General features: G+C 36.4%; 20 protein-coding genes, 1 pseudogene and 1 riboswitch. Of the genes and pseudogenes, 3 read left to right on the forward strand and 18 right to left on the reverse strand.

Annotation, left to right across the window (positions count from 1 at the left end):
• Positions 1 to 182: 182 nt before the first annotated feature.
• The 3 genes from ltrA to BK579_RS19565 form a co-directional block, all read right to left on the reverse strand.
• Positions 183 to 1,457: a group II intron reverse transcriptase/maturase gene (gene ltrA / locus BK579_RS19560; RefSeq protein ID WP_078545889.1), complete on the reverse strand. Its 1,275-nt coding sequence runs from the start codon at positions 1,455 to 1,457 to the stop codon at positions 183 to 185.
• Between the two features lie 530 nt (positions 1,458 to 1,987).
• Positions 1,988 to 2,128 carry a hypothetical protein gene (locus BK579_RS27115; protein ID WP_407936283.1) on the reverse strand — a complete coding sequence of 47 codons (141 nt, stop codon included), beginning with the start codon at positions 2,126 to 2,128 and terminating at the stop codon, positions 1,988 to 1,990.
• 149 nt (positions 2,129 to 2,277) lie between these two features.
• Entirely contained in the window at positions 2,278 to 2,547 is a 270-nt protein-coding gene (locus tag BK579_RS19565; protein WP_078548370.1) for a hypothetical protein, read from the reverse strand.
• A gap of 785 nt (positions 2,548 to 3,332) precedes the next feature.
• Between BK579_RS19565 and BK579_RS19570 the strand changes: the two genes are divergently transcribed.
• Positions 3,333 to 4,301: an NAD(P)-dependent alcohol dehydrogenase gene (locus BK579_RS19570; RefSeq protein ID WP_078548372.1), complete on the forward strand. Its 969-nt coding sequence runs from the start codon at positions 3,333 to 3,335 to the stop codon at positions 4,299 to 4,301.
• A 1,084-nt stretch (positions 4,302 to 5,385) separates the two neighbouring features.
• Here BK579_RS19570 and BK579_RS19575 read toward each other — a convergent pair.
• From BK579_RS19575 to BK579_RS19620, 11 genes and pseudogenes are all read right to left on the reverse strand, one after another.
• Entirely contained in the window at positions 5,386 to 6,834 is a 1,449-nt protein-coding gene (locus tag BK579_RS19575; RefSeq protein WP_078548374.1) for a PAS domain S-box protein, read from the reverse strand.
• Positions 6,831 to 7,652: an alpha/beta fold hydrolase gene (locus BK579_RS19580; protein WP_235848478.1), complete on the reverse strand. Its 822-nt coding sequence runs from the start codon at positions 7,650 to 7,652 to the stop codon at positions 6,831 to 6,833. Before BK579_RS19580 ends, BK579_RS19575 begins: the two co-directional genes overlap by 4 nt.
• A gap of 1,186 nt (positions 7,653 to 8,838) precedes the next feature.
• Positions 8,839 to 10,257 (reverse strand): HD-GYP domain-containing protein, encoded by a 1,419-nt coding sequence (locus BK579_RS19585; RefSeq protein WP_169891188.1) that lies wholly within the window; start codon positions 10,255 to 10,257, stop codon positions 8,839 to 8,841.
• Positions 10,241 to 11,491 carry a GGDEF domain-containing protein gene (locus BK579_RS19590; RefSeq protein ID WP_078548380.1) on the reverse strand — a complete coding sequence of 417 codons (1,251 nt, stop codon included), beginning with the start codon at positions 11,489 to 11,491 and terminating at the stop codon, positions 10,241 to 10,243. Before BK579_RS19590 ends, BK579_RS19585 begins: the two co-directional genes overlap by 17 nt.
• Before the next feature lie 82 nt (positions 11,492 to 11,573).
• Positions 11,574 to 13,034: a S8 family peptidase gene (locus BK579_RS19595; protein WP_235848479.1), complete on the reverse strand. Its 1,461-nt coding sequence runs from the start codon at positions 13,032 to 13,034 to the stop codon at positions 11,574 to 11,576.
• Positions 13,035 to 13,197: 163 nt separating this feature from the next.
• A riboswitch (cyclic di-GMP riboswitch) is annotated at positions 13,198 to 13,287 on the reverse strand.
• Positions 13,288 to 13,821: 534 nt separating this feature from the next.
• Entirely contained in the window at positions 13,822 to 14,550 is a 729-nt protein-coding gene (locus BK579_RS19600) for a PRC-barrel domain-containing protein (RefSeq protein WP_078548382.1), read from the reverse strand.
• A 4-nt stretch (positions 14,551 to 14,554) separates the two neighbouring features.
• On the reverse strand, positions 14,555 to 16,552 hold the full coding sequence (locus tag BK579_RS19605; RefSeq protein WP_078548384.1) for a glycosyltransferase: 1,998 nt from the start codon (positions 16,550 to 16,552) through the stop codon (positions 14,555 to 14,557).
• Between the two features lie 36 nt (positions 16,553 to 16,588).
• Positions 16,589 to 17,560 (reverse strand): NAD-dependent epimerase/dehydratase family protein, encoded by a 972-nt coding sequence (locus BK579_RS19610; RefSeq protein WP_078548386.1) that lies wholly within the window; start codon positions 17,558 to 17,560, stop codon positions 16,589 to 16,591.
• Positions 17,557 to 18,873, reverse strand: a complete 1,317-nt coding sequence (locus tag BK579_RS19615) for a nucleotide sugar dehydrogenase (RefSeq protein ID WP_078548388.1) — start codon at positions 18,871 to 18,873, stop codon at positions 17,557 to 17,559. The genes BK579_RS19610 and BK579_RS19615 overlap by 4 nt, the downstream gene beginning before the upstream one ends.
• A 333-nt stretch (positions 18,874 to 19,206) precedes the next feature.
• Positions 19,207 to 19,332, reverse strand: coding sequence for a hypothetical protein (locus BK579_RS26815; protein ID WP_268876527.1), 126 nt, complete (start codon positions 19,330 to 19,332; stop codon positions 19,207 to 19,209).
• A gap of 548 nt (positions 19,333 to 19,880) precedes the next feature.
• A pseudogene (locus tag BK579_RS19620) lies at positions 19,881 to 20,231 on the reverse strand (S41 family peptidase); the annotation flags it as partial.
• Between the two features lie 51 nt (positions 20,232 to 20,282).
• On the opposite strand from BK579_RS19620, the gene BK579_RS19625 reads away from it, so the two are divergent.
• The gene (locus tag BK579_RS19625; RefSeq protein ID WP_078548391.1) at positions 20,283 to 21,143 is read left to right on the forward strand and encodes an ArsR/SmtB family transcription factor; all 861 of its coding nucleotides are present in this window, start codon (positions 20,283 to 20,285) and stop codon (positions 21,141 to 21,143) included.
• A gap of 220 nt (positions 21,144 to 21,363) precedes the next feature.
• Here BK579_RS19625 and BK579_RS19630 read toward each other — a convergent pair whose 3' ends face one another.
• From BK579_RS19630 to BK579_RS26820, 3 genes are all read right to left on the reverse strand, one after another.
• The gene (locus BK579_RS19630; RefSeq protein WP_078548392.1) at positions 21,364 to 21,831 is read right to left on the reverse strand and encodes a hypothetical protein; all 468 of its coding nucleotides are present in this window, start codon (positions 21,829 to 21,831) and stop codon (positions 21,364 to 21,366) included.
• Positions 21,832 to 21,841: 10 nt separating this feature from the next.
• Positions 21,842 to 22,849: a DUF3231 family protein gene (locus BK579_RS19635; protein WP_078548394.1), complete on the reverse strand. Its 1,008-nt coding sequence runs from the start codon at positions 22,847 to 22,849 to the stop codon at positions 21,842 to 21,844.
• Between the two features lie 317 nt (positions 22,850 to 23,166).
• Positions 23,167 to 23,292, reverse strand: a complete 126-nt coding sequence (locus tag BK579_RS26820; RefSeq protein WP_268876528.1) for a hypothetical protein — start codon at positions 23,290 to 23,292, stop codon at positions 23,167 to 23,169.
• Between the two features lie 449 nt (positions 23,293 to 23,741).
• Here BK579_RS26820 and brnQ point away from each other — a divergent pair, with 449 nt between their 5' ends.
• Positions 23,742 to 25,055: a branched-chain amino acid transport system II carrier protein gene (gene brnQ / locus BK579_RS19640; protein ID WP_078550710.1), complete on the forward strand. Its 1,314-nt coding sequence runs from the start codon at positions 23,742 to 23,744 to the stop codon at positions 25,053 to 25,055.
• Positions 25,056 to 25,120: 65 nt separating this feature from the next.
• On the opposite strand, the gene BK579_RS19645 is transcribed toward brnQ, so the two are convergent.
• Complete coding sequence (locus BK579_RS19645) at positions 25,121 to 26,698, reverse strand: FAD-dependent oxidoreductase (protein ID WP_139365126.1); 1,578 nt, start codon at positions 26,696 to 26,698, stop codon at positions 25,121 to 25,123.
• Positions 26,699 to 26,868 lie beyond the last annotated feature (170 nt).

Consider the following 26,868-nt stretch of genomic DNA (forward strand, 5'->3'; position numbering starts at 1 on the left):
CTTTTTTTAAAAATTTAATTGTTATCATCTATATAATATAAAGAAACACTTTTGGCAAGTTCATAACAACCTGCAAAACCGTTCGACTACTATAAACCATAATCGAGTAGAGGGAAAATAAGTTAATTATTTTCGCCCCTCTCACACCACCGTACGTACGGTTCCGTATACGGCGGTTCAATTTATATTACAGTGTGTACTTTTAGATAATGTTCTAAAGCAGAGGGAAGTCCCCTCTGCTTTAGTCTTTTGTTTGAAATTGCTCTTTGAACAACTTTCGATAATCCGATAAACCGGTAACCTTTTCGACAGAACGTTAGTCCTTTCGCTTCTTCTTCGGGTATCCCTAGTTGAATTAGCGATTTGATTTGTTTTCTTGTAATTTTCCATTGCTTCCAGATGATGACTCTAATTCTGGAGCGAAGCTTCTTATCAATTTGCTTTGTAGCTTCTTTCATGTTTGAGATTCTGAAGTAGTTTACCCATCCGAATATGACTTGTCTAAGTTTCAATATTCTAAAGTCTAGCGAAATACTCCAGTTGCGCTTTGTTAATTGTCGAAGCTTCCTTTGGAATTTCTGTATTGAGGTTGAATGAGGCTTCACTCGATATTTCTCGTTTTTAGATTCGTAATAATACCCAAATCCTAAGAATTTTAGTTCTTTTGGACGTGAGATTCTACTCTTCTCTACGTTGACTATTAGACCTAATTCCTCTTCTATAAATCTCACGATTGAGTTCATTATTCGATTCGCTGCTTTTTCACTTTTCACAAAGATGAGGGCATCATCAGCGTACCTCACGAACCTTAGTCCTCTTTTCTCTAATTCCTTATCGAGTTCGTTTAACATAATATTACTCAATAATGGGCTGAGGTTTCCTCCTTGCGGAGTACCGACAGGTGTGTCTTCATATTTTCCATTTATCATGACTCCACTGACTAAGTATTTCCTGATTAACGAGATGACATCTCCGTCTTTTATTGTGTTGGATATAATTCGCATCAGTTTATCGTGATGAACAGTATCGAAGAATCTTTCCAGGTCAATGTCCACTACCCAATCGTGTCCATCATTCAGATATTCCAAGCTTTTAATAGTAGCCATCTCACAACTTCTTTTCGGTCTAAAGCCGTAACTGTATTCACTAAATTGCTTTTCAAATATCGGACTGAGAACTTGATGAATGGCTTGTTGAACAACTCTATCCACTACTGTTGGTATTCCCAACTTGCGCATCTTGCCATTTTCTTTTGGGATTTCCACTCTTAAGGCAGCTTGTGGTTGGTATTTTCTTGTTCTGATGCGCTGACGTAGCTCATCTTTGTTCTCTTTCAGATATTGCTTTAGTTCGTCGACCGTTATTCCATCGACTCCACTAGCACCTTTATTTTTATAGACACGCAGGTAGGCTTCATTCATATTTTGATTACTTAGAATCTGTTCTAAAAGTTCCACACTCGTTTCTCCTTTCCCCTCACGTAATAAGTGATAGCTCCATTTTGGTTATCCTTTGAGATACGCTCATACTTTCCCCATTAACACATTCGGAGTAGGTCACTTATGCATTCGTGGCGTTGAAACACTATAAATTGTTCAGCCCTTCATGAATTACTTCATTACTATGGCTTCTGCTGACTTCTTGCGGCAAACCTTTTTCGACTGTACCCATGTACATCCGCAAGACCTCCCAGGGTAAGACAACTATCTTTCCTCTTTTACTCGCCTGATTTACCCTACAGAGTTACGCACATCTTTTGGACTTTGGCTTGTTTGGGAGCCTTATCCCTTTGTAGAGCCTTAGTATCAGATTCCTGTTCGTCGAGCCAAGATTTTATTACCACGCTTCCTCCAGCCCTTACCTCACGGTAAGTACCTTGCGCTTCCTTAGTGGTTGGTCGATGTGTACCCCCACAGTGGACTTTCACCACCTAGATAGTTGCCAGCCTGGCACACCAAGAAAAAGCGAATGTTCTGTTTAACACTCGCTAGTCTCTTAAAACGGGCAATACTACCCTTTTATAAGCTGTTAAAGGTGTATCAACATTGTCTGTAGCTTCCATAATGAAGTGAAGCGTTTGCCCATTCATAGCATCTGCAGGAACGATAAACTCACTCGTGACGACAATCTCATCCTTTGTTAGCTAGAAATGTTTAATTTTTCCGGAATTATACTAATCCTTGTTGCGCAGTATGAGTCAAACGCACATTAATTAAACACTAGCGCTTTAATTGCTGAAGATTATTATAAAACTTAAGATCTCATTATCTAAAATCATCAATCCATTAAACCCTCATCTATATATACTTCCATACCCTCTTCTTCCAGACATTCACCAAAAAATATAACTACTTTCCTATAGTCATGGTTGAGTATATTCAAATCTTGGTCATTTGCATCATATACAGCCACTACAACACCTTTAGCATAAAGATTAATATAATCATCTAATCCATTTAATTGTGCCTCAACACTGAATTCTTGGCCTTTAATTACTTTTTTGTTTGACTTTAATGCCATAGATAATAACTGTTTAATTTCTTCCATTTATATAGCCTCCTATTATAGTTACCTCTCTATAGGTTGTAACATAATAAAATGTTTGTGTACAAATTAATTTCGATAGTTTTCACTGGGTTTTGCTCTTAGTTAAATAGTATATATAAGGTGAAACTAGAACCTGCAGAACATGCATGTATCTTTTCGTAAAATTATTTAATTTAATTTAAGACATTCTTCACAAATAAATGCACCTAAATATGCCTTCGCTGTAAAACCGTTTATCTAATTTCTTATTATTTGAAAGTTATATTATCATTGCGATTTATTTTAAATCTTCAACACTCTCGCTTCTTGCTGAAGATCATCCTTCATAATTTCCTTGTACTACGTAGCAAAAGGATCTTTTGTTTTTCATCTTGTTTAACAAACACTCACCGTTAGCAATAAATTCTATAATAATAGTGTCAATCCCATCTTGGATCAACGCCCCCGGTAGTTTAACAATTATCATTTGACAATTTTTTTAAATCATTAAAATCATTTGTTTTTGTATTCTCTTTTGATCTATCTATTCATTCCTTCTTTAACTACCATACTTCGTCGAATTTCTTCCACATGAGGGACTTACCCTTCTTTAAGATAAGCCCCTTTTGGGTAAGTACAATATTTCACATAATAGTATGCGTTTTGTTGTTTTTTAATCCAGACTTATAATTTTTATTTGAATCTTTTTTTACGGTTATTCGTATTACTTAAATAATTATATAATACCTCGTCACCACTTTCTTTGAAGGTATTTGTGTAAAAACTAAAGGAATGGAGAGATATTTATGAAGGCTATAGTTTGTAATAAATACGGCTCACCTGATGTACTTGAATTAAAAGAGGTAAAAAAACCTTTACCTAATGAGAATGAGGTATTGGTTAAAGTTCATACTGCATCCCTGAACTTTGGTAACTTGGTTCTTTTAAAAGGCAAACCCTTCTTAGTACGTTTTGCTTTCGGACTATTGAAACCAAAATACTCCATACCGGGAGGTGATATTGCAGGTATAGTTGAAGGTGTTGGAAGAAACGTTAAGTTATTTAAAGTTGGTGATGAAGTATTTGGAGATCTTTCAGTGTGCGGCTGGGGTGGTTTTGCTGAATATGTAACTGTCCCCGAATATGCTTTAGCCTTAAAACCAACCAATATCTCCTTCGAAGAAGCTGCTGCCACACCTATGGCTGGAGTGACTGCCTTACAGGGACTACGGGATAAAGGTAAAATTAAATCTGGACAAAAAGTATTAATTTATGGAGCCTCTGGTGGTGTGGGTACTTTTGCAGTACAAATTGCTAAATCATTTGGGGCTGAGGTAACTGGTGTATGTAGTACAAGAAATTTAGAGATATTGCATTCGATAGGTGCAGACCATATTATCGATTATACAAAGGAGGATTTTACACAAAACAAGGAATGTTATGATTTAATCCTCGGTGTGAACGGTTCTAATTCTATTTCAGCTTATAAACGAGCATTAAAACAAAATGGGAATTTTGTCCACGTTGGAGGATCCGAATCCCAAATGTTTCAAACTTTAGTTATAGGACCTTTTATTTCAATGACTGGAAACAAAAAAATGAGTAACCTATTACAAAGAGCAAACCAAAATGATCTAAATTATATAAAAAAGTTACTTGAAAACGGCATAATAAAACCAATTATTGACAAAAGGTTTAAATTATGTGAATTACCTAGGGCTTTCGAATATTATCAAGGAGGTCACGCTCAAGGAAAAGTTATAATTACGGTATAAGTTTATTAAACTCACTCTGAATCCTAACTGATGTTAAACTTAACAGTACATTTAGGACGCACAATTTAGACATTTTCAAATTGTGCGTTTGAATTTACATAAGCTTTGCGTTAAGTTTGATTTTAAGCCATTTTCTTCAACAAACCTGCGATTGTAGCACAGTTAGAAAAAGTCGCCGTACAATCCAGTTCTTCAACTAATGCTCTCCGTTAGTACTACTATAATAACCGAATAATATCTATTGGTACGCTATCGTAGGTGTATAGATTGTCACCTTCTCTAGTAAGTTCAATATAAATTTTGTCTATATCACCAATGTTATTAAATACTTTGTCTGAGGAAAAAGGAGAAATCTAGGAGAATATTACTTTGATAAACAAAGACAGCAATCTATTGTTCGTCATTCCATACGAAGATTTGAAAGCTTAGGTATCAGTATCCTTAAAAGAACCTAGTCTCTTGATCCATTCTATATTACAAACTATAAATCTACATGTCAGCGCAATTCCCTTTTAAAAAAAATGAATAGTTGCGCGTATTCCCATTTCCCGCAAATATCAGAATGAAAATCCTCATGGGAGCTTAAGTACATTCTTTTACAGTGTCACCCAAACATTAATATCTTTGCTGCACAGTAAGAGTCTAATACGACAAAAGACCACCCTAAAAAGAGTGATCGCCTCACTTGATTATTTGATAACAAGAATCCTTGTACTGCGCAGCATTGTTAGTTAATTTTCAAGAATACTTCGGATTGCTTTAGTTTAAATTCTTCAAATACCTAACTTTTGATGCGGTTCTTCGTAGCGCGGCTATCGAAGAAAAAATAGGCTGTAGTTTTAACACAAACTTGAGAAAACCTTTGGAAATCCGAAATAAAACACACCCCGCTTGGCAGAGTGTGTTTCCGAATGCAATGTGGGCATAAAATCCTTCTGAGAGTCGTGTCTCGCGTATTTCGTCTAGAAGCCGCCCGCCGACAGGAAGCAGGGTCCACCTAGCGATTCGGCAAAAAAATAGGCACATTCTTTGCTCGTTATTTTTTTCATTATATGAATAGCTTTCTTTAAATTTCACCAAGCAACTAGTTCACTGATGGAACATCGTTTTGCGGCTTTTCCCCCAATGGCAAGAGCACCTCAACCGTGGTTCCTTTGTTCAATCTACTTGTGATATTTAACGATCCTTGATGATCTTCAATGATTTTACGACAAACCATAAGCCCTAACCCTGTTCCCTTTTCTTTTGTTGTATAAAATGGTTCCCCAATTCTCTTAAGTCTGCCTTCGGGAATGCCTTCACCCTGGTCAATAATGCGTAAGAGAACACTATCCCCATCGATGTTGTTAGCCATTATTATTACTTGTCCACCATTTGGCATCGCTTCTATCGCGTTTTTAAGAAAATTGATAAATATTTGCTTCATTTGATTTTCATTGCATTGAATGAAAGTCGGGACATTTTGTTCGCACTTCACTTCTACTTCAATATTATGTAAATGCATCTGTGATTCCATAAGTATGCAAACCTGCTCAAGCAAGGCTCTTAAATTTACTTGCTTTAATTGCTTAGCTTGCGGTTTTGCAAGAAGCAATAACTCGTTTAAAATGAGTTCAATTCGATTCATTTCATCTGTCAAAATTTCAAAATAGTAAGGATTTCCGTTACCCTCTGATTCCATCAATTGATGAAATCCCTTGATCGCCGTTAAAGGATTGCGAATTTCATGGGCGATGCTCGCAGCAAGCTGACCCGCTAGGCTCAGTTTCTCCGAATTCAAAAGAAGCTCCTGGGTCTTTTTCCTTTCTGTGATATCGCGTATGATCGCGCTCCAGTAATATTCGCCATTCGTTTGCCAACAGTTAAGAGAAATTTCCGCAGGGAACTCCGTGCCGTCTTTTCGAAGTCCACTCAATTCAACCATTCGTCCAATCGCCATTGTTTGTCCTGTTGCACAGAGACGCTCCACACCTCGACGGTACGTTTCTATGAGATGCTCAGGAACAATGATCTCCATATCTTGCCCGATGGCTTCTTGTTCGTAATAGCCGAAGAGCTCCTCTGCCGCTTTGTTCCACGCTATAATTTTCATTCTTTGATTTGCCAAAATAATGGCGTCAATTGCCGATTCAACGATCGATTGCTTGGCCTGCTGCGCCGCTTTCTTCGAAAGAAGGAGCTCATGTTCTAGTTTGTGTCTATTCACTGTTCTGATAAGGATACAATCAAAGACAATCACTCCGTCCCGTTCGCAGCATACTCCATTAAAAAGGACTGGCACTTCAGACCCGTCGCCGGATTTCAAAGAGAAGTACATCTCCTCCACTTTGCCATGCATCTTCATCATAGGATAAATATAAACTTGGTAAAAAATCTTGCTTGACTCCGTTAGAATTGCATCCACTTGCCGCCCCTCAGTATTACTGCGCTCTGCAATGATCCAATCCAAGAGTTTATCATTAATCGACTGAATGATTCCGTCTGCGGACAGTGATAAAAATCCACATGGCATCTGATTTATATCTATGTTCATATATCTTGCAACTTTGAAAGGTAGTCTTTAATCAGTGCTGCTGTTTCCTCAGGATGACTCAAATGAGGACAGTGTCCCGTCGCTTTCATAAATCGAATTTCGCTGCCTGGCATACGGTGATGTATATATTCGCCTACTTCTGTGGGGGCGATCGCATCATCAGTGCACTGCAAAACAAGCGACGGAACGGTCGCTTTCGAAAGATCCTTACGGTTATCGGAGAAGAAGGTCGCCCTTGCAAAGTTGACGGCGATATTCGGATCTGTCGAACAGAAACTTTCCTCCAATTCTTCGGACAAATTGGGGCGATCCACATTTTTCATGATCATAGGCGCGAATTGGTTTGCCCACTGGATATAGTTTTTCTCCATCATATCAACGAGACCTTCGAGAGCACTTATTTCAAAACCGCCAGCGTAGTCAGGAGGATCATTAATATAACACGGGGAGGGTCCGATCATAATTAGACGTTCAAAATACTTGGGATCCTGTATAGAAGCAATCAGTCCGATCATACTGCTAACCGAGTGTCCTACGAAAATAGCTTCTTGCAATTGGAGAGCAGCAAGAACATCTATTAAGTCTTGGGCATAACCCGAGAGTTGACTGTATTTTGTAGAGTCATAGAACCGAAGATCGGTCTTTCCTGCACCTACGTAATCGAAGGTAATAATTCGATAATCTTTTTTAAAAGCCGGAGTGACATACCTCCACATCCTCTGATCACAGCCGAAGCCTGGAGCAAAGATAATGGGCTTATCGCCAAATCCTGTTATCTTCACGTCGTTTCGTTTTATAATATTGATATTACGACTCACATTGAGCGCCTCCTTCATAAATAGAATAGGTAACACAACGAAAAAGCTAATACCCTGAATTTGAAGTAGTATCTTAACGGTATATCAATAATTATCAGCGGAGGTCGACTCCACGTCAATAGGTTTAGTAGTAATGAATCTCCACTTATCATACCTGGGGCAATTTTCCGCGCTCCGTTACGAGGTTAGAAATGAACGTCAGATAGGCCCCACCTAGCAGTAAGATGGAAGCCAGAGTAAGATATTAAAGATTACGATCCGTGGCAGGTGGCCGGCAATGATGAAGACCACGGCATGAACGGTTCCAGCGCATTCAATCATTCGGAAGCTAGGGCAACTAGCAGCGCTAAATAAATATGAAGTGGCTCGATGTTACTAAAAAGAATTAATCAACTAAAACGGTTTCTTCAGAGGAAGAAAGGGACCTCCTCTTAGCAAAAGGTCATGTAGCTATACAACTATGTGGGGAAATCTCGATCACAGATTTAAGATACTTTGATAATGACTAATGTCCTTTAGCTCAAAAAATGGTTTTACCAGGAGGGTTTGAATTTTATCTTGTTCAATGATGGTCTTTATGTATTTTAACGTCACCTTGATTTCAACCCTTGTATAGTGACACTCTTGCTGTCTGCTATTCTCATTGGAGAATCAGTCCATTCTCTTACGAATGATGTATAGTATTTTCCAATTGTAACAATATATGTAAGTAGTATGAGGAAAGCTTTTAATCCTCTGTAATTTATATAGTTTATTAGTATACCTTCTTCTCGTAGAGTTCAATGAAATTATGCTTTTCTATCACCTAGTTTTTTAGTGTATTCGGTTTGAGCAGTTCTTTCTTTATTTTTACTTAAACGAGTGTTTAGGCATATCAAAAACTGTATCTCTAATATTTAGATGCTAACAATTGGCAGTTCAAATATACATATAATACCACTCGCGAAAGTATATCGTTTGATATTCTACTTACCTATAAATGTTAACTATAACCAAGGAACAATCATTATGGTTAGATTAAATAATAAGTGTCGTCTTGAAACCATAAGTGAATTCACCCAAATTGAAATATTTCTCTTTACTAAAGTGTCCAAATTCATTAACGCAATCCACTTATTGAGCAGTCAAAATATTAACCACCTTACAAATAAGGCACTTCTGTCGCCCATTTCTACCATTTAAAAAACTATTTTACCCTACTCAAACGAGCCTTTTTGTAAATTGTACTAAAACCCCTGTTTGATTTAACTTTACCTACATAATCAGAGTTCTCTACCAATCTAGCTGAATTTTTAAAAGGTTCTTCACCCAATCTTTCCCTTAAGCTAAACAGCGCATCAACTACCAACGGGTGAAAAAGTATACCCTTGAAGCGATCAAATTCGCGCATTGCATCTTCAACCGTGCGTTCATCCTTATAAGAACGGTTTGAAATGATTGCATCTAATGTATCGGAAACACCTAGAATATGTGCACCTATAGGAAATTCTTCTCCTTTTAGGTTTCTTGGATACCCTGACCCATTATATCTTTCATGGTGCATACCAACTAACTTTGCCACGTCTGCCAACTTCGGAATATCTGATAAGATTTCCTCCCCTATAGCGGCATGGCCCTTCATTATGTGATACTCCTCTTCCGATAGTCTTCCCTCTTTAAACAAGATACTTTCAGGTATTGAAATTTTCCCAATATCGTGTAACAGACCGGCAATCCTTATCGTCTCAATCTCTTCGTCTGGTAACCTTAATTCTGTTGCTAATGCCAGTGCATAGTTCGACACCTGTAACGAATGGCCATATGTATAAGGATCACGTGCATCCACTGTTGCAGTAAGGGTATGAATAAATTGTTCTAACGTTTTATCAATCTCCGCGGCAAGTTCTTTAGATACTCGATTACTTTCCTCTAACTCAAGTATTCTAGTATTTGCATTCTCTGCCGTTTTCTTGAAACTGTAAAGTAGAACACCAATTAGAATTAATGTTAGTATTAACGATTCAGCACCATTCTCCTTGTAAAAATAGCCCTGTATGCCCCCGATAAATGCAAAAAGTATAAAGTGATGTAACTGGGAGCCAAGCAAATCGAATAAAATCGTTGTAAATTTATTCTTTGTAACTAGTTTAAGCAGGATAATATTTATTGACCAATTTGCTAATAAATATAAAATGGGTATGAAAAATAGAGCCATCAAGGTACTAGAAATTTTAGAAGGAACAATATTTACTATATTTACGTAGATTGAATAAGCTAATGTGATAGATAAGACGTATGAACCAATATTATATAGAGTTTTTATTAGTGGTAAACGCTTTGGATATATAGAGCAAGTAATTGCACCTATAACATTAATAATAATTGCCTCGCTAATCCCTGTACCTATCAAAACAGAAATAGAGACGACTAAGGACCAGGATATTTTCACTTGCTCTTGAGAACCATATATAAAAACTGGGACCCTGTAAGCTTCCGCCAATATCATAAGTAGAATAAAGAATGGAAGTGACTCAATACGAATGGGTGATTCTGAAAACCAGTATGAAGAAAATGAAATACAAAGTAAAATAAGAATAAGAATATATAGTTTAATTGACTTTGACATCATTTCCCCTCCCCTGCTCAATACTTAATTCTTTAAAGTCATCGGAATACTGGCAAACACGATTTCTCCCCAATCTCTTTGCTTCATATAGTGCCTCATCCGCAAATTGTATGAGTGTTTGGATATCTCGAGCATCCTTAGGATAGCTTGCAACTCCTAAACTAATTGTAAGAGATACTTTTTCTTCGCTTGCTGCTTTTAAATCTAGATGTTCAACCTCTTTTCTAATTTCCTCCGCCACTTGCTTAGCTCTAACAATATCAGTCTCTGGAAGGATCATGACAAACTCTTCTCCACCAAATCGCGCAGAAATATACTTCCCTTCCTGACCTTTTTTAAAGACCTGACCAATCGCTGAAATTGCTTCATCACCTAATGAATGACCGTAATTATTATTAATATCACGCAAATAATCCATATCACCAAATATCAATGAAAGGTCTTCACCTTGCCTTTTAGACTTTAAGAATTGTTCATTTATTTTCTCATCAAAATATCTATAATTATATATCCCTGTTTTTTCATCAATATAAATAAGTTGGGCTTTGTTAGCATTTTGCAGTAACTTCTGCAGTAACAAGGCTGGAATGATAAAAAATAGTAACAAATAAGAATTATATAAGTACGTTACTGCTAACAATGACCCTGTAATAACTAAAATACCTTCTGTAAGGACCGTGCTTTTTTGAATGGCAGGACCCCTTAACCAACTTATCTTTTCATCCAGACATATTAAAGTGTTTACAATTAGTATTTGAAAAGTACCATATAAGCTAGCCATTACAAACAACGCAATGGAAAAAAAGAATTCTGAGTCCGGAAACATTTCCGTTGTGACTTGAAATACAGACATCCCTATAAAACCGCTTATGATAACGTTAGATGCATTGATATCAGGACCTAAAAATGGTTCTGGATGTCTTTTTCTTATTCGGTCAGCTATTATTACCACACAGGAAACCAATATACTAAGAGCAAAAAGAGGAAAGGGTAAAACCACAAGAGCCGCAAACTCAACTACACAAGCAAGTCCAGCTGATATTTTTGAGTCTACAAAATTAAACAAACCACCGTGACGTGCCAAACAAATTAAAATAAGCCAAATTATAGTTGTGTAGTTAACGAATTCTGTTAGTGACTCTCCTTCACCCCAATGAAATATAGTAATTGTTAACGCTATCAAGTTACACGCCCAAGTAAAAACGTACGTTCTCAACGGGTGTTTCTTTTTCATATTCTTCACCTCTTTTTGATTGCCCTTTTAAATTTGCTATCATTTAGACGCCTCCTCTTTTTATTAGAGGAGGCGCTTTATTTTAATAATCGAAGTTATTTGACCAAGAAATGTTTGACCATGAGATATTTGACCATGAGATATTTGACCATGAGATATTCGACCATGAGATATTAGAGAACGAGCCATCTGCATCGGCTAATGGGTCTAATAATGGAGACATAGCATGGTTTTGTGTAACATCACTAGGCACATTAGATAAGTTAAAAAACGTTGCTGCATCAGCAGTAATAATTCCCGGTGTTCCCTCAGGCTGTTCTTTATAAGTTCTTGTTGTATTTTTAAGAATCCATTTCACTTGATCTGGTGTAAGGTCTGGGTTCACTTGAAGCATCAATGCGACAACACCACTAACCACCGGAGCAGCCATCGATGTTCCACCCATTTTAAAATAACTCTTATCAACGATATTTTCCGGCTTAATATCACGGATGGTTCCTTTTGGCATATATGAAACAATCTCAGAACCCGGTGCAACAACCTCTGGTTTTGAATGTCCATCTAGTGTGATCCCGTTAGCTGACCAACTCTTCATATGGTCATCATTAATATCCTTTGTTCCAACATCGTCCACTGCACCTACTGTAATGACAAATGGGTCATTTGCAGGAGCATAACAGACTGAGCAATCTGTTCCACCCTTATTCCCTGAAGATACAACAACAACCACTCCTGCCTTCCATAATACTTCCACTGCAGCTGCTGTTGCACTTTCTTTATAGCTTTGTTGCTGTCCTATTTGACTTGAAATATTTACAACACGTATATTGTATTTATCCTTATTGTTATAAATCCACTCAAGACCTTTAACTAGGTCCTGTTCGCTTGACATCCCTTTGTCATCACTGATTTTCACATTAACAAGATTAACACCTGGAGCTATTCCAACGAATTTCCCTCCACTTACAGAGCCATCCCCACCGATAATTCCTGCCACATGGGTTCCGTGCCCAAAAAAGTCAGCCATGTTTGCCGCATTACTGGAGGTCTTTGTTTCAGCAACAATTCTTCCTTTAAAATCTGTTGAATTACTCTCATTGAGTAATCCGCTATCCACAACTGCAACAGTTACCCCTTCGCCCTTATAACCCTTTGACCATACTTTTTCTGCCGCTACTGCTGTATTGTAAGCATTTTGAATAACCTTTGGATCAAGTTTTGTGGAGGTTTTTGATGTTTCAATGACTTCCGCATTTTCATTCACAAAAGCAACCCCTGCTAAACTCTTAATCTTTTCTACTTGATTAGGTTCTAGCTCAACAACTAAGGAATTAATAAACTTCCATTCTTCTAAAATATTGCCACCTAATTTCAGGACTTCCTCTTTTACTCCTTCTTGGTTAGCTTTTATCCCCACAATATATTCAGCTGTTTTCTCCTCGATAACATGATGATATACAGGGTTCACCTTTGCTGAAACGGTTACTCCCCCTAACAATAAAGATACCGTTAAAATACTTGATAATAATTTTTTCATCTTCATTTCTTAAAGCCTCCAAACAATCTGTTTTTTGTATTAAAGCTTGTCCAACTTCAATATTTATTCCTCCTATATGCCCCCTTTATTTTTAAGGTTCTATGCTCTTTCTTGGTTGTTGACAATAAACAAGGGGCTACCTAGATTGAATAGAATAGCCCCTCTGCCATTCGGTAACCCAGCCATCTTAGATTATAGATTAATCCTTAGATCTGTGGTTTTGCGCCCCAACCTTTCAGCTAGTTTGCCTTTTTCGAAATTTTTAATATTTTTTTTAAATTCGGAATCTATTTTTAGTATAAGGGTTAAATTACCTATTGACAATATGGTTTTTTTGTCGAATTTCGTAAAAATCATGTTTTTTTATTACTATTATCCTAAAAAAGTCAGTCTTTCATCATGGAAACATAATCAACCACTCTACTGTTACCCTTTAAAGGGCTTGAGACTCAAGTCAAAACTACTACCAAATAGATAGTCATTGGGCTGGCGCTGCGACTATTACCGCATAAGAATGTTTATGTCTGACAAATAAACCCCTGTGATTTCTCACGGAGTTTATTTATAATAGTATTTACGGTATGGTAGGGTTCATCGTAACGATCTTATCGTCTAAAATTTAAGGTAGCTTTTGTTTAATAGCTTAAGCTTTTTAAAAAGGCATCTCCCATTACCTAATTCACGTAACTGTTGGGTTATTGGTAATGTATCAATATTTACGCCCATTTTTCTTCTGTATCTTCCTTTAATACAATAAGAAACACCTAAAGTAATGTTCTAATCTAATTTATTTTCACTCTTTAACATTCATAGAAAGATCAATAAATACACTCGGTCCTTCATCCATTACAGATAGGATATTATCCTCTGTCAATACTGTACCTTGAGACATAAGCAAGTTCCCTGAATTGCTATAAATATTCTTAGTCACGGTCTTTCCTTCCAAAAGCTTTAATTGTTTATCTCTTAACTTTTCTACTTTTTTCTTTAAGTCATTCGCTGTGTCTATATTGCTAGTTTCTGAGGTATTTACCGCCACTTCGGTTTTATGAAGTACTTTTTTTGGCTTAGCTTCCTCACTAACGATTACTCGTTCCTTTCCAATCGAAATGACCTGTTCAAACGTGATTATTTCTTCCTGGTTACCTGATAATATAGCGAGCTGTTCCAACTTACCTGAATCTTCATTAATCATGTACTCTGTGACTTCACCTATATAGTTCCCTTTTTCTGTAATCACATCTGTACCTATGATTTGAACTTTCTTACTAACTAATTGGTTGATCATATTATAAGAGATATCCAATTCACTCTGCTCTACCATAACTGCATAATCGCCAATGCCAACCACGTTGTTAAATGGGACGACCTTAATACCGCCTTGCCGATTTTCTTGTTCAAGACTAAGAAAATCAACTGAAAAACGGTCTGGATTTATGATTAACCCCTTGACTTTACCAAGGAGACTTCCGTCCGTAATAGTTAAGATAGGAAGGTTTATTAACTGTATACTTCTTTTCATAAAATCACTCCTCTAATTCTCTTTCATTTTCTTTTAAATATTGTAATTCTAACAATAAAGGTGGATAGTTCCTGTACTTTTGATACATGGAGTGCCACCACAAATCAAAGTTTGCCTTCTGTCGATGTTCTTGATAATGATTTAATAGCATTTTGCCGATCAGATAATACTCATGAAGAGGTAGTTGGTCATTCAAGTGTTCACGGAGAACTTTTTCATATTCTTCTGGGGAATAAATTTGCTTAACTAATTCCAGCTGTTCAATAATGATTTTAACCAAATGATGTTTGAACTGTTCTTGGTCATTTCCTCTATTATTCTGGTGTTCAACATGAATAGGTTCCGAATCTTTTAACCTCACTTCTTCATTCTTACTTGCCAGCTTATCATTCAGTTTAAACTCTTTTACATTTAAAAAGGGATCAATTTTATAGTATCCATCTGATTCTCCAAGGAGATGTCTTTTTCTCCTTCCATCAAAAAAGTTCCCACGAGGCCCATAGATTGAAGTCCAATAAGCGAGAGCTTCCATAAAATCACCCAAAATTCGGTCATGATTCAAAATTACAGGTACTACGCTCTCATTAATCCTCCCTTTAATATCGACCTCCCCCGCAGTTGCAACTGTTAGATTCATGTGGGCAGCTTTCATATGAAGTAGACAGGGATTAATCAGACTATGTGGACCAATTAAATCTAAAGCTTTACGTGTCATTCCATAAGGAACGACAATCGGGGAAGAGATCGTTAAATCGTTCTTTCCGATTGTAATATTAAGAAAATAGTTACCAATGTGGACGGGATGCATGCTCTCAAGCTTTCCAACATAATGTATTTCTTCTGTATCATCGTCATCAAGAATATTTTGATTGTTGATAACAATATCTGCTTCCTTTTTCTTCAATCTTTGGATAAAGGGAACTAGTTCGTATTGGTCAATGGGGATCGCTGTATCATGGAAAATTAGTTGTTCACCATTAGCGATTTCAGCCCCTATGGCAAAGGCTGTATCATGCCCAATATATTCAGGAATATCAATAAAATCCAAATTACAAGAATGGAGGTAAGCTCTAATCTTTTCCGAGGCTCCATGGACAATGGGAATAATTTCAAAATTGTCGTGGATAATGTTATCAATTAGGTGTCGTAAATAAACGGAGTAGTCAGAAATGGATAGAATAATAGATACCTCTACAGGAATCCTATTGTTAACGTTCTTCAATCCCTTATCTTTATATTCCTCGTAATATTGGTTTTTACGGTTTCCGTTTGAGTAACCCCCTCTACTTCCATATGTCTCCAATAGATAATAGCATGCTTCCACTGTATCCCCATGCATCCGCTGATAGGCTTCTGACATGACTTCACCTTTTTTTGCCGTATGATTGGCACGCTTTTTGTTCATTTTAAGCACGTTAATGTCATTAGAGATTTTTATATTTAAATTCTTGCTTATCGCAATGGCGTTGGCTAATTGGGGATTAGCTAATGCTTTAATCCCCATGGTAGCCAATGCCTTCTTACTAAATGCATGAGGTATTGTGAGTACATTTTCCAATCCAAGATCTCTTCTTCGCTGCACCATATTAATAAAATAACGGTCAATAGCCGGGGCATGGGGACGAGGATGCCTTGCTACCCAATCGATGGCATTTAAAGCCATATCAACCCCTGATTCAATATCTGAAACAAATGGGAGCAGATCCTCTGCAGGAATAATAATATCCGCATCCAGAAACAGATAGATATCAGCTTCCACCTGCATGGCCCCAAGAGCCCGACCTACATCGTTTCCTAACGGTTCTTCAAATTCAAGAACTTGTGCACCTTGAGAACTTGCAATATTCCCCGTCTCGTCATTTGAACCGTTGACAACCACAATAATAAACTCTGGGCTTAAGCGCTTCACTTCATAGAGAACTCTTCCGATCTTATCCTCCTCATTCATGGCCGGTATAACAACAGCCAGCTTTTTATTCATATTTCGTTTAAGATTGTTCATGACCTTCTCCTCTCTTATGAGATTCAAAATTTTGAGTTAGGTAAACTTATAATTCTTCCTGTACCAATTAATGGTTTTCTTTAATCCATCCTCAATTTTAATGGATGGAGAGTACCCAAGAACTTGTCTTGCTTTTGTTAAATCTGGTACCCGCATCGGTGAATCCTCATAACCTAAGCCATATGCTTCCTCATAAGGGATATAAATGATAGGGGACTGTGAATTAGTCAAATCCTTAATCAATTCAGCAAGTTGGGTAATTGATATTTGGTGTTCAGTACCAATATTAAACACTTGATTATTGTGCTTCATGTCCATACATAGAATGGTTCCGTCTACAGCATCATCTTTATACGTAAAACAGCGTGTTTGCTCTCCTGTTCCATAAACGGTGATAGGCTCATTTTTCAATGCCGAAACGATAAATCTTGGAATGACTCCCCCATATTGTGTAGCGATAGCCCGAGGACCATATATATTAAAGTAGCGCACAATGGATACAGGCAAACCTTTACGTGCATAGGCAAAGCAAAGATGCTCATCTAATGCTTTTGCAGTCGCATAGCACCACCGATCCGTCGTTGTTGGTCCCAAAACACGAGATGAATCCTCACGGTAAGGAAGTTCCAAGTTCTTTCCATATATCTCTGACGTAGAAGAAAATACCACCTTCTTTTTTTGTATATACGCTTGCTCCAATACAACTTGGGTTCCTTCAATGTTTCCTTGGATAACATGCAGCGGGTTTTCAACCGTATTCTTTACCCCTAATACCGCAGCTAAATGGAAAATGACATCACATTCATCTACAAGTTTCTTTATTAATTCCTTCTCGAACACAGTTCCTTGGATAAATCGGAAGTTTGGGTTCCCATGAATCTCTTTATGAAAATCCATATTACCTGTTGATAAGTTATCCACGCTAGTCACTTCATGTCCCATCTTCAATAATCTATCTACAAGATGTGAACCAATAAACCCAGCTCCACCTGTCACTAGTATTTTCATACAATTCCTCCTCCTAATCTAAAAACCTTTGCCTTTCCTTTCATTCCTTCAGTGACATTTCTTGTATCAAAGATTAATGGTGCATAGTCTAGTATTTTCTGAACAGGAATGATCGAGTGATCGGAAAAGATCAAGACACAATCAGCCTCTTGTAAATTTTGTTCAGTCAATTCTCTACTATACATTGGTACCCCATCAACCATTATCTCCGGGATGTACGGATCATGATAGGATACACGTATTCCCTTTTGCTGAAGTAAGTGTATAATCTGAAAAACTGGGGATTCCCTAACATCATTAACATCCCGCTTATAGGTGACACCATATATCAAAACATTGGCTTTTTCTAAGTTCTTAAATTGTTGATGAAGGATTTCTGATACTCTTTCTACAACATATTTTGATGAATGTCTATTGACGGACAAAGCCATGTTAATAAATTCACTCTCTATACCAAATTGCCTTGCCTTCCATTGTAAATATAAGGGATCTACTGGGATACAATGACCACCAATCCCCGGTCCAGGATAATATGCCGTAAAACCAAAAGGTTTTGTACTAGCCGCCCGAATAACCTCCCATATATTAACATTTAGCGAGTCACATATAATCGCTAACTCATTTATAAACGAAATATTAATAAGTCGGTGGGCATTTTCTACTAGTTTAGTAAGTTCTGCGATTTCTGTACTGGTTACTTTTACGAGTTTAGTAAAAATCAGCTGATATAGATTGTAGACTCTCTCTAAGCAATTATCAGTAACTCCACTGATAATCTTTGGTATTTCGTGCATTCCTAGTTGGTGATTTCCAGGGTCTATTCTTTCTGGAGAATAACCAACAAAAAAGTCATTACCGACCTTTAAGCCTCCTTTTTCAAGAATAGGGACTAATACTTCTTTTGTTGTTCCAGGGTAGGTGGAGCTTTCTAAAATAATTAGTTGATCCCGCTGAAGATACTTACTTATCTCAAACCCAGCACTTTGTAAATAGGTTAAATCTGGATTATGGAGATTATCTAATGGTGTTGGAACACAAATAATAATAGCTTTTACAGAAGATAACAAAGAAAAATCTGTCGATGCTGTGAATCTATTTGTTGCAATTGCCTCTTGAATAGTTTTGTCTCCAACATCTGTTAAATAGCTTTTGCCTTTTTTTAAATTATCTATTTTCCTTTTATCATTATCAATTCCTTTAACCTCAAGTCCCTTTTTTATAAGAGTCAATGCAAGAGGTAGTCCTACATACCCCAAACCAACGACTCCTATGCTGGAAACTGTATTATTTCTATTTATCTCCCATTCCTCCATAAAATCATCCTTCCTTAGCAAATAGTTTCTAGTTATTCTATGTACGTTTTAATATGTCGTGCTAGACGTTGCTCCTATGAAATTAAAAATAGGTATTAAAACTATCACCTATGAAAATGACCAAAAAAAAGACCACTAAGAATCAGAGTGCTCTTTTTTATAAGTGGATTATTTAGGTTTTTTATACTGTTGGTTTAATATAATTTTGGGTGTACACTATTGGTTGTTAGTTACGTGGCTTCAAAGTCTTACTATTCCTAAAGTCTTTAGTATCTTACTATTTATTGCTTCAGTCGATTATATAACCATATAGCTATATAGGGCGTTTATGCCTCAATTTGATGGCTTCATTAAAAGTGATTTGAAACTCTCTTTTGGTATAGAAGCGACATACGTTGCAAACTCTACTTGTACTTGACCAAAATCTTCTTCTATCACCTTGCGTGTCATTTTCTCCAATTGTTTATATTTATTACCTCTTATCCTTTTTCGTCAATCAAGTACTACATAATGCAACCTTTTAACACAAAGTAACGTTTGGTAGCCATCTTCTTATATAATAGGTTCCTTTTTTATATTCCTTTACAACGATATCATTCGAGAAAACCTGTTGTTCTTCCGAGTTGAGAGCAGTGAATTTATTCATATATTTGAATATTATGCTTTTCTCATTTATATTTTTCACCACACAGTTAATATTCACATTACCGCTTAACTTATAAATCTACACCAATATATGTGATTTAAGAAAAGGAAATAATACAAAAGGAGGATTATCGCTTTAAATGGCGGGATATCTATAAAAGAAACAAAAAGAGACCCTCTAGAATGTTTATTATTAGTTCTAAATAAATCCTGCATAAGTTGACTATTTACATTGCTTAGTGATAAATGAACCTTCAGATGTTCGATGTCTAAGAGCAAATCCCTCCTTTCTGCAGGGTAATACCTTGACCCCCGGCATGTTAAAGCTTTAACGCGATGGGGGCCAGGCATTAAATATTACTTTAGAACCTGTTCAACCTCCTTGAGTAAAAAGGAATATCCAGGTACCTCTTTGTATTTTCTTTTACATATTCTAAAGCTTGCTTGTAGCTGTATTCGAACGCTTCTTCTTTTTCAATTAGGACGTGTGGTTCAACACCAGTGCCCTCCCAATTGGTATTTGTGATCGGATTAATAGCTCTTCCTGTCGATATAAAGGCTTCAAAGTGGTTAGTAATTGGTTGAATGCCACCCGGAAGAGCTGCTCCTCCCGTAAATTCTCCAACAACTGTGGCACGGTTTAGATTTTTCAAGTTATAGGCAAATTCTTCAGCTGCCGAGAATGTATAATTGCTTGTAAGTATATAAACTGGCTTATTAAAGTAGAAATTGAGTTTTCACCTATTTATGAGGTGGTTTCTAGTTTGTCTGTATATATAACGCAAAAAGCAAGCTATGATTTGGATAAACATTGGTTTAAGAATATCGAGGATCGTATCCAACCAGAATTGATAGAATTATTGAAGGATCAAGAAACAATACATCTTGTAGGATATTTACTCCTTCTTATTAAGAAAAGTCCATATAAGAATTCACTACAACAATTTATCTCTTGGTTGAAGGAACTATCAATCGGTGAAATCTATGAATTGTTATATATCTATTTTAGAGAAAATCCCTTAAAGGATCTCGATTATTTTAGAAACTATTACGTAACAGTATTGTCTTTATGGGATGAGATTTATAAGGTAAAAGATGATGTGAATCGCTACTTAACGTTTGCAGCGGAGGAAAAAAAATTAAAACAGAACAGTATTGCCCCTGATATGATTGTTGAAGAATGCACAAATGGAATCTACATTCAACAAAGTGAGGAAATCTCAGGAATTATATTAATCCCTACCTACCATTTTTCTCCTCAAAATAGAATATACAGTTTTAAGGAAACTATCTTAATCCAATTTTCCGTCGATATCCCAAACGAGGGTGAACAAAAAGTACCCTTATCTTTAATAAGAAAGACGAAAGCTCTGGCTGACGAGAAACGGCTTAGAATTTTGCAAATTCTAGCTACTGAACCTAAAACCTTTACACAACTTGTAAGATTAACAAACCTTTCAAAAAGTAACTTACATTATCATTTAGTTTTGCTACGTTCGGCTGGCCTAATTAAAATCACTAACTTTATGTTTTCCCAGCAGCCAGACTTGTACGAGATTCGTCCGAATGCTTTTTATAACCAAAAAGAAGAGTTAGAGGCATACATATATTCGGGGCAAGTGTAATAACTCGATAGCATTTTTAGAATCAGGCTAAAAGTGAAGAAAAAACTCCTTCGAATGATCTCATTACAAAAATTGGGATTACGCCTGCTGCTAGCTATAAAGATATCCCAACTCATATTTCAATATTCCTCTTGAAGAGCAAAAGAAAAAGAAAGTTACTGAATTCCTAATCTATTGGATACCCTTCGTAAGTATGGTGTTGTTACTAGTGCAAATTACTTTATTGTTTTGCTAGAACTATATAATAAATGATAAATCCAATCATAAGACCAGGAACTAAAGAGAGCATCGGTAAAAATACTGGACCAAATAAGACACCCATTATTTTTAGTTTTGTTGAAAAAATTAAACCAATTGTTATAAAAAAAGCACCAAAAACAAAAGGGATATACGAATACGGATTTATGTTTCCTTCTGCATCCCTATATGCATCCCACATTGCGAACATATACAGACAAGGATAGAACATAAGCCATTGAAAATTTGTAACATCAATGGCTTTGTGTATTTCTCCTGTAAAAGAATATATTATCGCTAAGTTGAATTTACTCATTACATTTACAAGAAATTCTAAAAAAATAAATATACTCCCTTTAAATAACCTCCTATTTAATAATTGACCGAACCCTGGTAATGCTATGCTCCATAATAAAGCCTCATGTTTTTTAGGTTTTTTATAACAGCTCACCCAATATCACTCAATTCATCTTTTGGTTACGATCTTCCATTTGAGGTGGTTCTTCCATCCAACCATTTTTAATCATTATTTTTGCACCGTCATGAGCATACTCGAAAATATCTTTCATAAAAATAGTCATTTTTGCTGGCAAATCATTTCTCAAACTAAAAGCAGTTCCTAGTGAGCTACCTCCCATAGAAAAACTACAAAAAAGGCTTGTGCAATACATCATCAGTTTATCAGAAAAAGGAGCGACCGTAGAACGTGTTGGATTACCACCCGAGGTTACAGGGGTTTGTATGTCATCATGTAACAAAAGTTCGCATAACTCCTTTATTATACTTTTAGCAATTTCCGCTCCTTCTAAGAAAAACTTCTTTACTTCTTCTTTATTTGCACATTGAGCAAATCCTGTTATCATTTGCATTCCAGTCATATTTGATTCAACAGCATGATGTAGTTGAGCAACTTCTACCGTATTTAATGTTCTTTTTTCGCTGAGTAAATTGAGGGGAAGTCCACCTAAATAGTTGGTGTTTTTAACAAACTCAACTGATTTCGGCATCGAAACATAAGGCGGACGAGCAAGCATACCCTTTTCAAGCAAATATTGTGTACAGAGATTATAATACTCTTGAGTAATGGCAGTAAGTTCTTTAAAAATCATGACAATATCTTCTCGATATGCCATCGTTATATTTAGTGAATGTAATCCCATACTAATTTCCTTTAATAGTCGAACGAACATGATGTCGAAACCATTATCATATAAATTCGGCACCTCTTTATTAACATCCTCTAAAGTAAAGCCAACTGGTATTACAGCCCCTTCATTTTGTAGAGTTTCTGTTATTTTAGTAACATAAGGCGTAAGATCTCTATATAGATTACTCATAATATCCTTGGCTTTTTCATCATCGGCTTTCTCTATAAAATATTCTAACATTCGTAAAATCATTGTTTTCTCTTGATATGTAAGCCATAACGTACCAAGTTCGGATGATGTAATTGCGGGTTTTTCTGACATCAAACTATCCCCCCCTGTAATGTTCTTAGTTTTAGGTTGACCTTTAAACGGTTTTTAATTCAATATTTTTCTTGGTGACTTCATTTCACTGATTGCATTAAACAACCCTTTAAGCGATAACCTTCACAAAGTCCCGTAAAACAGAAGTAGTTTATTGCGCAGTATTTAGTCTACTATGCATTTTAGAATGATGTTTCTGATTCCAGATTACTGCACCTTTGGTTGAAGTGCATCTTCACAAATCACTTAAGTTCAAATTATACCAACTTTAATTACCTATCTTCTAAAAATATTCACTAGTCACCAAAAACAAACGCTCAGCTTTTTGCGCCAGCCATCGGGGTCGGTGGAGGAACGCTTGTTCCTTGGTCGTTAATTCCTGCGGCAGCGATTTGTGGAGTCGATCGGTTTGAGCTGGTTGTGATTGGATTGGTTGTGACCACGATTGTAGCGATGTTTTTGTTATAGAAAAGGCCTCTCACTTAGTGGGAGGCTAATTTTTTTGATTACTCTTTCAACCAAAGATTTTAATGATTCAACAAAAGATTGAATCCTATAGTTGAACAAAGACGATAAACAATATCAGCCAGCCTGTTATTTCTGACTATATACTTTTTTTCGTAGGAAAAACCATAACCATATAGGCAATTTAACTCTATAAAACGATAAAAACTTTCTGTAGATAAACCAGCTAAATTATCAAAAGGGTGCGATTCTCAAGTCAGAAAAGGTGGGGCTAAAAATAGGATATTAAAATGGATTGTGTCTCTATACAAAGATTGATATTATTATATTTATTGTTTTTGAAAGAGAATACTACTTACATCATAGAAGGAGCACAATATTTACGCAAAAAAAATTACCGTTTTCAACATATGGAATCATTGGTACGATGCTGTTTGGAATGTATTTCGGGGCTGGTAACTTAATTTTTCCTATACAGCTAGGACAGCTTGCTGGGACAAATTTCTGGCCAGCATTAATAGGTTTCTTAGTAACAGCGATTGGTCTACCATTTATAGGAATTTTAGCAATCGGGCTATCCGGAAGTAGTGGACTTCGTGATTTGGCTAATCGGGTACATCCAATATTTGGAAGTGTTTTCACAGTGACTCTTTACTTAACAATTGGTCCTTTTTTCGCCATTCCTCGTACAGCGACAGTCCCATTTGTTGTTGGGTTTGAACCATTTATCAATCCAGAACAAGTTAGTTTATGGCTTGGAATCTTTAGCTTACTATTTTTTGTGATTGTCTATTATTTTTCACTGAATCCTGCGAAAATTATAGACTATATAGACAAATATTTAACCCCAGCGTTTTTAGTATTTTTATTCTTTTTAATAGGAATTGCCGTAATTAAGCCAATGGGTAACTTTGGTAATCCAACAGGCGACTACACTCAACTGGCTTTTATGACAGGCTTTAAAGAGGGTTATAACACGATGGATGCTCTTGCTTCACTCGCCTTCGGTATTGTTGTCATCAATGCAATTAAGAGCCAAGGAATTACCGATCCGCAAGATATTTCAAAAGCTACAGTGAAATCAGGCATGTTCGCGATGGGGCTAATGATGATTATTTACGGTCTTATCACGTATATAGGAGCATCGAGCGTAACAGCAATCGGCACATTTGAAAATGGTGGTCTGATCTTCTCAGCAGTATCTCAATATTATTTTGGTTCATTTGGTTCCATTTTATTAGGAATTATTATTGTACTTGCTTGTCTAAAAACGAGCATCGGAGTTATTACGGCATGCAGTGAGTTTTTCCATAAATTATTACCAAAAGTTAGTTATAAATGGTTCGTGTTCATACTATGTTTTATATCATTCTCAATTGCAAACTTCGGCTTAAATAATATTATTCAATTCGCAGTGCCGGTTTTAATGCTCTTGTACCCGTTAGCTATTGTTCTTATATTATCAGCACTCTTCTCACCATTATTTTCTAAAAAGCAAAGTGTTTATGCGACGTCAATGTTCCTAACCTTTTTCGTTAGTATTATAGACGGTTACAGCGCGTTAGCCAATAGTTTGCCTGGAGCGACTGTCCCATTACTTGAAGGAGTTAAATTGTTCTACATTAATTATTTACCTCTTTACCACATTGGTCTTGGATGGATTTTACCAGCTTTCGTAGGTGCTATTATCGGTTATACCTGGCCAATGCAATTTTGTAGTAAGGGAAAGGAATGGGAATAATTTAAATAAAAAACAAATAGGAGCTTTATTAGAAAAGCTCCTGTTTGTATATTTATTGGTTACAACTAATAACCAGATTTTTCAGAGGTGAAATTGTCAAGCATTGTATGATCGTCCAGTTTAGCAAGAGACTTTTCAGCTGGCCCCTCTATAACTTCACCTGTATAGGAGAACCTTGAGCCATGACAAGGGCAATCCCATGTTCGATCGCCATGGTTCCAATTTACTTCACAACCAATATGGGTACAGGTCGTATCAACAATATGGAGTTTTCCATTACTATCTTTGTACGCACCCTTACGTTTTCCTTCTATTGAAACAACTGCACCTTCATCAGTTGATAAATCACTAACTTCTTTTTCGGATATTTCTAATTTCCCTTTTATTAAGTGCTTTGCCACATCAAAATTTTCTCTAAAAAATACTTTTAAACTTGGATCTGCGTAAAAACGAGAAGGAGTATATAATTCCTCATATGGATTCTCCCTTTTCATCACAATGTCCCTAAGTAATCGAGCGGCAGCTGTCCCATTAGTCATTCCCCATTTACGATAACCTGTGGCAATTAAGATTTGTGGGTGTGAAGCAGTAATAGCGCCAACGTAAGGTACTTTATCCAAAGTAATTAGGTCCTGAGTTGACCACCGATAAAGTATCTTATTAGAGTTTAAAACGTCTTTACTAAATTTCTCTAAAGCCTTGTAATGCTCCAGAGTATCCTTCCCTTGTCCTGTTTTATGACTTTCTCCACCAACTAAAACTGCATTGTCACCGTTAATCTTAACAGAACGAAGTGAACGGCTAGGTTGATCTACACTTAAATACATACCGCCAGGGTACTCCCTTTCCGTTTTCACGGCAAGAACATAAGATCGATCGGCATACATTCTAGTTGAATACAATCCTGTCCCCTCATAAAAAGGAAAGTGAGAACAAGCTAGAGCATAATCTGCCTTAACACTATAATCGTTACGGGTGCGGACATTGACTTTTCGGTCTTCCTCCTCAATATTTACTGCTATGGTATTTTCAAATAAAAGCCCCCCAGAATTCACAACCTCTTGTAGTAGATGAGAAAGATACTTTAAAGGGTGAAATTGGGCTTGGTTTTTCATTGAAAGGGCATTTAGTATCTTTATATCAAAAGGTATACTGTTTTCTAGTTCTCCTTCTATTTCTAGCTTTTGATAGGCTTCTAATTCTTTTTCTAATTTGCTGTTATACTTTTCGGTCGTTGCATACAAGAAAGCATCTTGTTTAGTGAAATCGCAATCAATATTATGTTCTTTCACAGTATTTTTAATAAATTTCATTGCTTCTGTATTCGCTTCATAGTACATTCTTGCTTTTGTGTGCCCTAAGTGATTAATAAACTCGTCATAAATTAAATCATGTTGAGCCGTTACCTTGGCAGTTGTATGACCAGTTGTCCCATTTAATAATTTACCAGCTTCTAGAATAGCGACCCTTAAACCCTCTTTACATAAAAGGTATGCCGAAGTTATTCCTGTAATCCCCCCACCGACAATAACTACATCCACCTCAATATCTTCACTTAATTGACTAAATTGTGGTATATCCAAGTTTTTAAACCAGTAGGATTCAGGATATTCTGGGAGCCTTATGTCATGATCTATTTTCACAGCTTTTGTCCCTCCGTAAAGTAGTAGGCAAACAATATTTTAATATAAACAATTATTTACAAATGTTTAGGGTTCGATACGTCTAAAAAAGAAACTCCGTTATGTATCGTTTGTTAATCTAAAATAACGATGTGTATACTATAGCCCATTAGGAGCTTATAAATGTCTCT

The organism is Litchfieldia alkalitelluris (genome assembly GCF_002019645.1).
Lineage (GTDB): Bacteria > Bacillota > Bacilli > Bacillales > Bacillaceae_L > Litchfieldia > Litchfieldia alkalitelluris.

Coding starts and splice junctions, on each gene's coding strand:
- BK579_RS19565 (WP_078548370.1), bottom strand. CDS start 2,547: ATGGAAGAAATTAAACAGTTATTATCTATGGCATTAAAGTCAAACAAA.
- BK579_RS19570 (WP_078548372.1), top strand. CDS start 3,333: ATGAAGGCTATAGTTTGTAATAAATACGGCTCACCTGATGTACTTGAA.
- BK579_RS19575 (WP_078548374.1), bottom strand. CDS start 6,834: ATGAACATAGATATAAATCAGATGCCATGTGGATTTTTATCACTGTCC.
- BK579_RS19585 (WP_169891188.1), bottom strand. CDS start 10,257: ATGTCAAAGTCAATTAAACTATATATTCTTATTCTTATTTTACTTTGT.
- BK579_RS19590 (WP_078548380.1), bottom strand. CDS start 11,491: ATGAAAAAGAAACACCCGTTGAGAACGTACGTTTTTACTTGGGCGTGT.
- BK579_RS19595 (WP_235848479.1), bottom strand. CDS start 13,034: ATGAAGATGAAAAAATTATTATCAAGTATTTTAACGGTATCTTTATTG.
- BK579_RS19600 (WP_078548382.1), bottom strand. CDS start 14,550: ATGAAAAGAAGTATACAGTTAATAAACCTTCCTATCTTAACTATTACG.
- BK579_RS19605 (WP_078548384.1), bottom strand. CDS start 16,552: ATGAACAATCTTAAACGAAATATGAATAAAAAGCTGGCTGTTGTTATA.
- BK579_RS19610 (WP_078548386.1), bottom strand. CDS start 17,560: ATGAAAATACTAGTGACAGGTGGAGCTGGGTTTATTGGTTCACATCTT.
- BK579_RS19615 (WP_078548388.1), bottom strand. CDS start 18,873: ATGGAGGAATGGGAGATAAATAGAAATAATACAGTTTCCAGCATAGGA.
- BK579_RS19635 (WP_078548394.1), bottom strand. CDS start 22,849: ATGTCAGAAAAACCCGCAATTACATCATCCGAACTTGGTACGTTATGG.
- brnQ (WP_078550710.1), top strand. CDS start 23,742: ATGCTGTTTGGAATGTATTTCGGGGCTGGTAACTTAATTTTTCCTATA.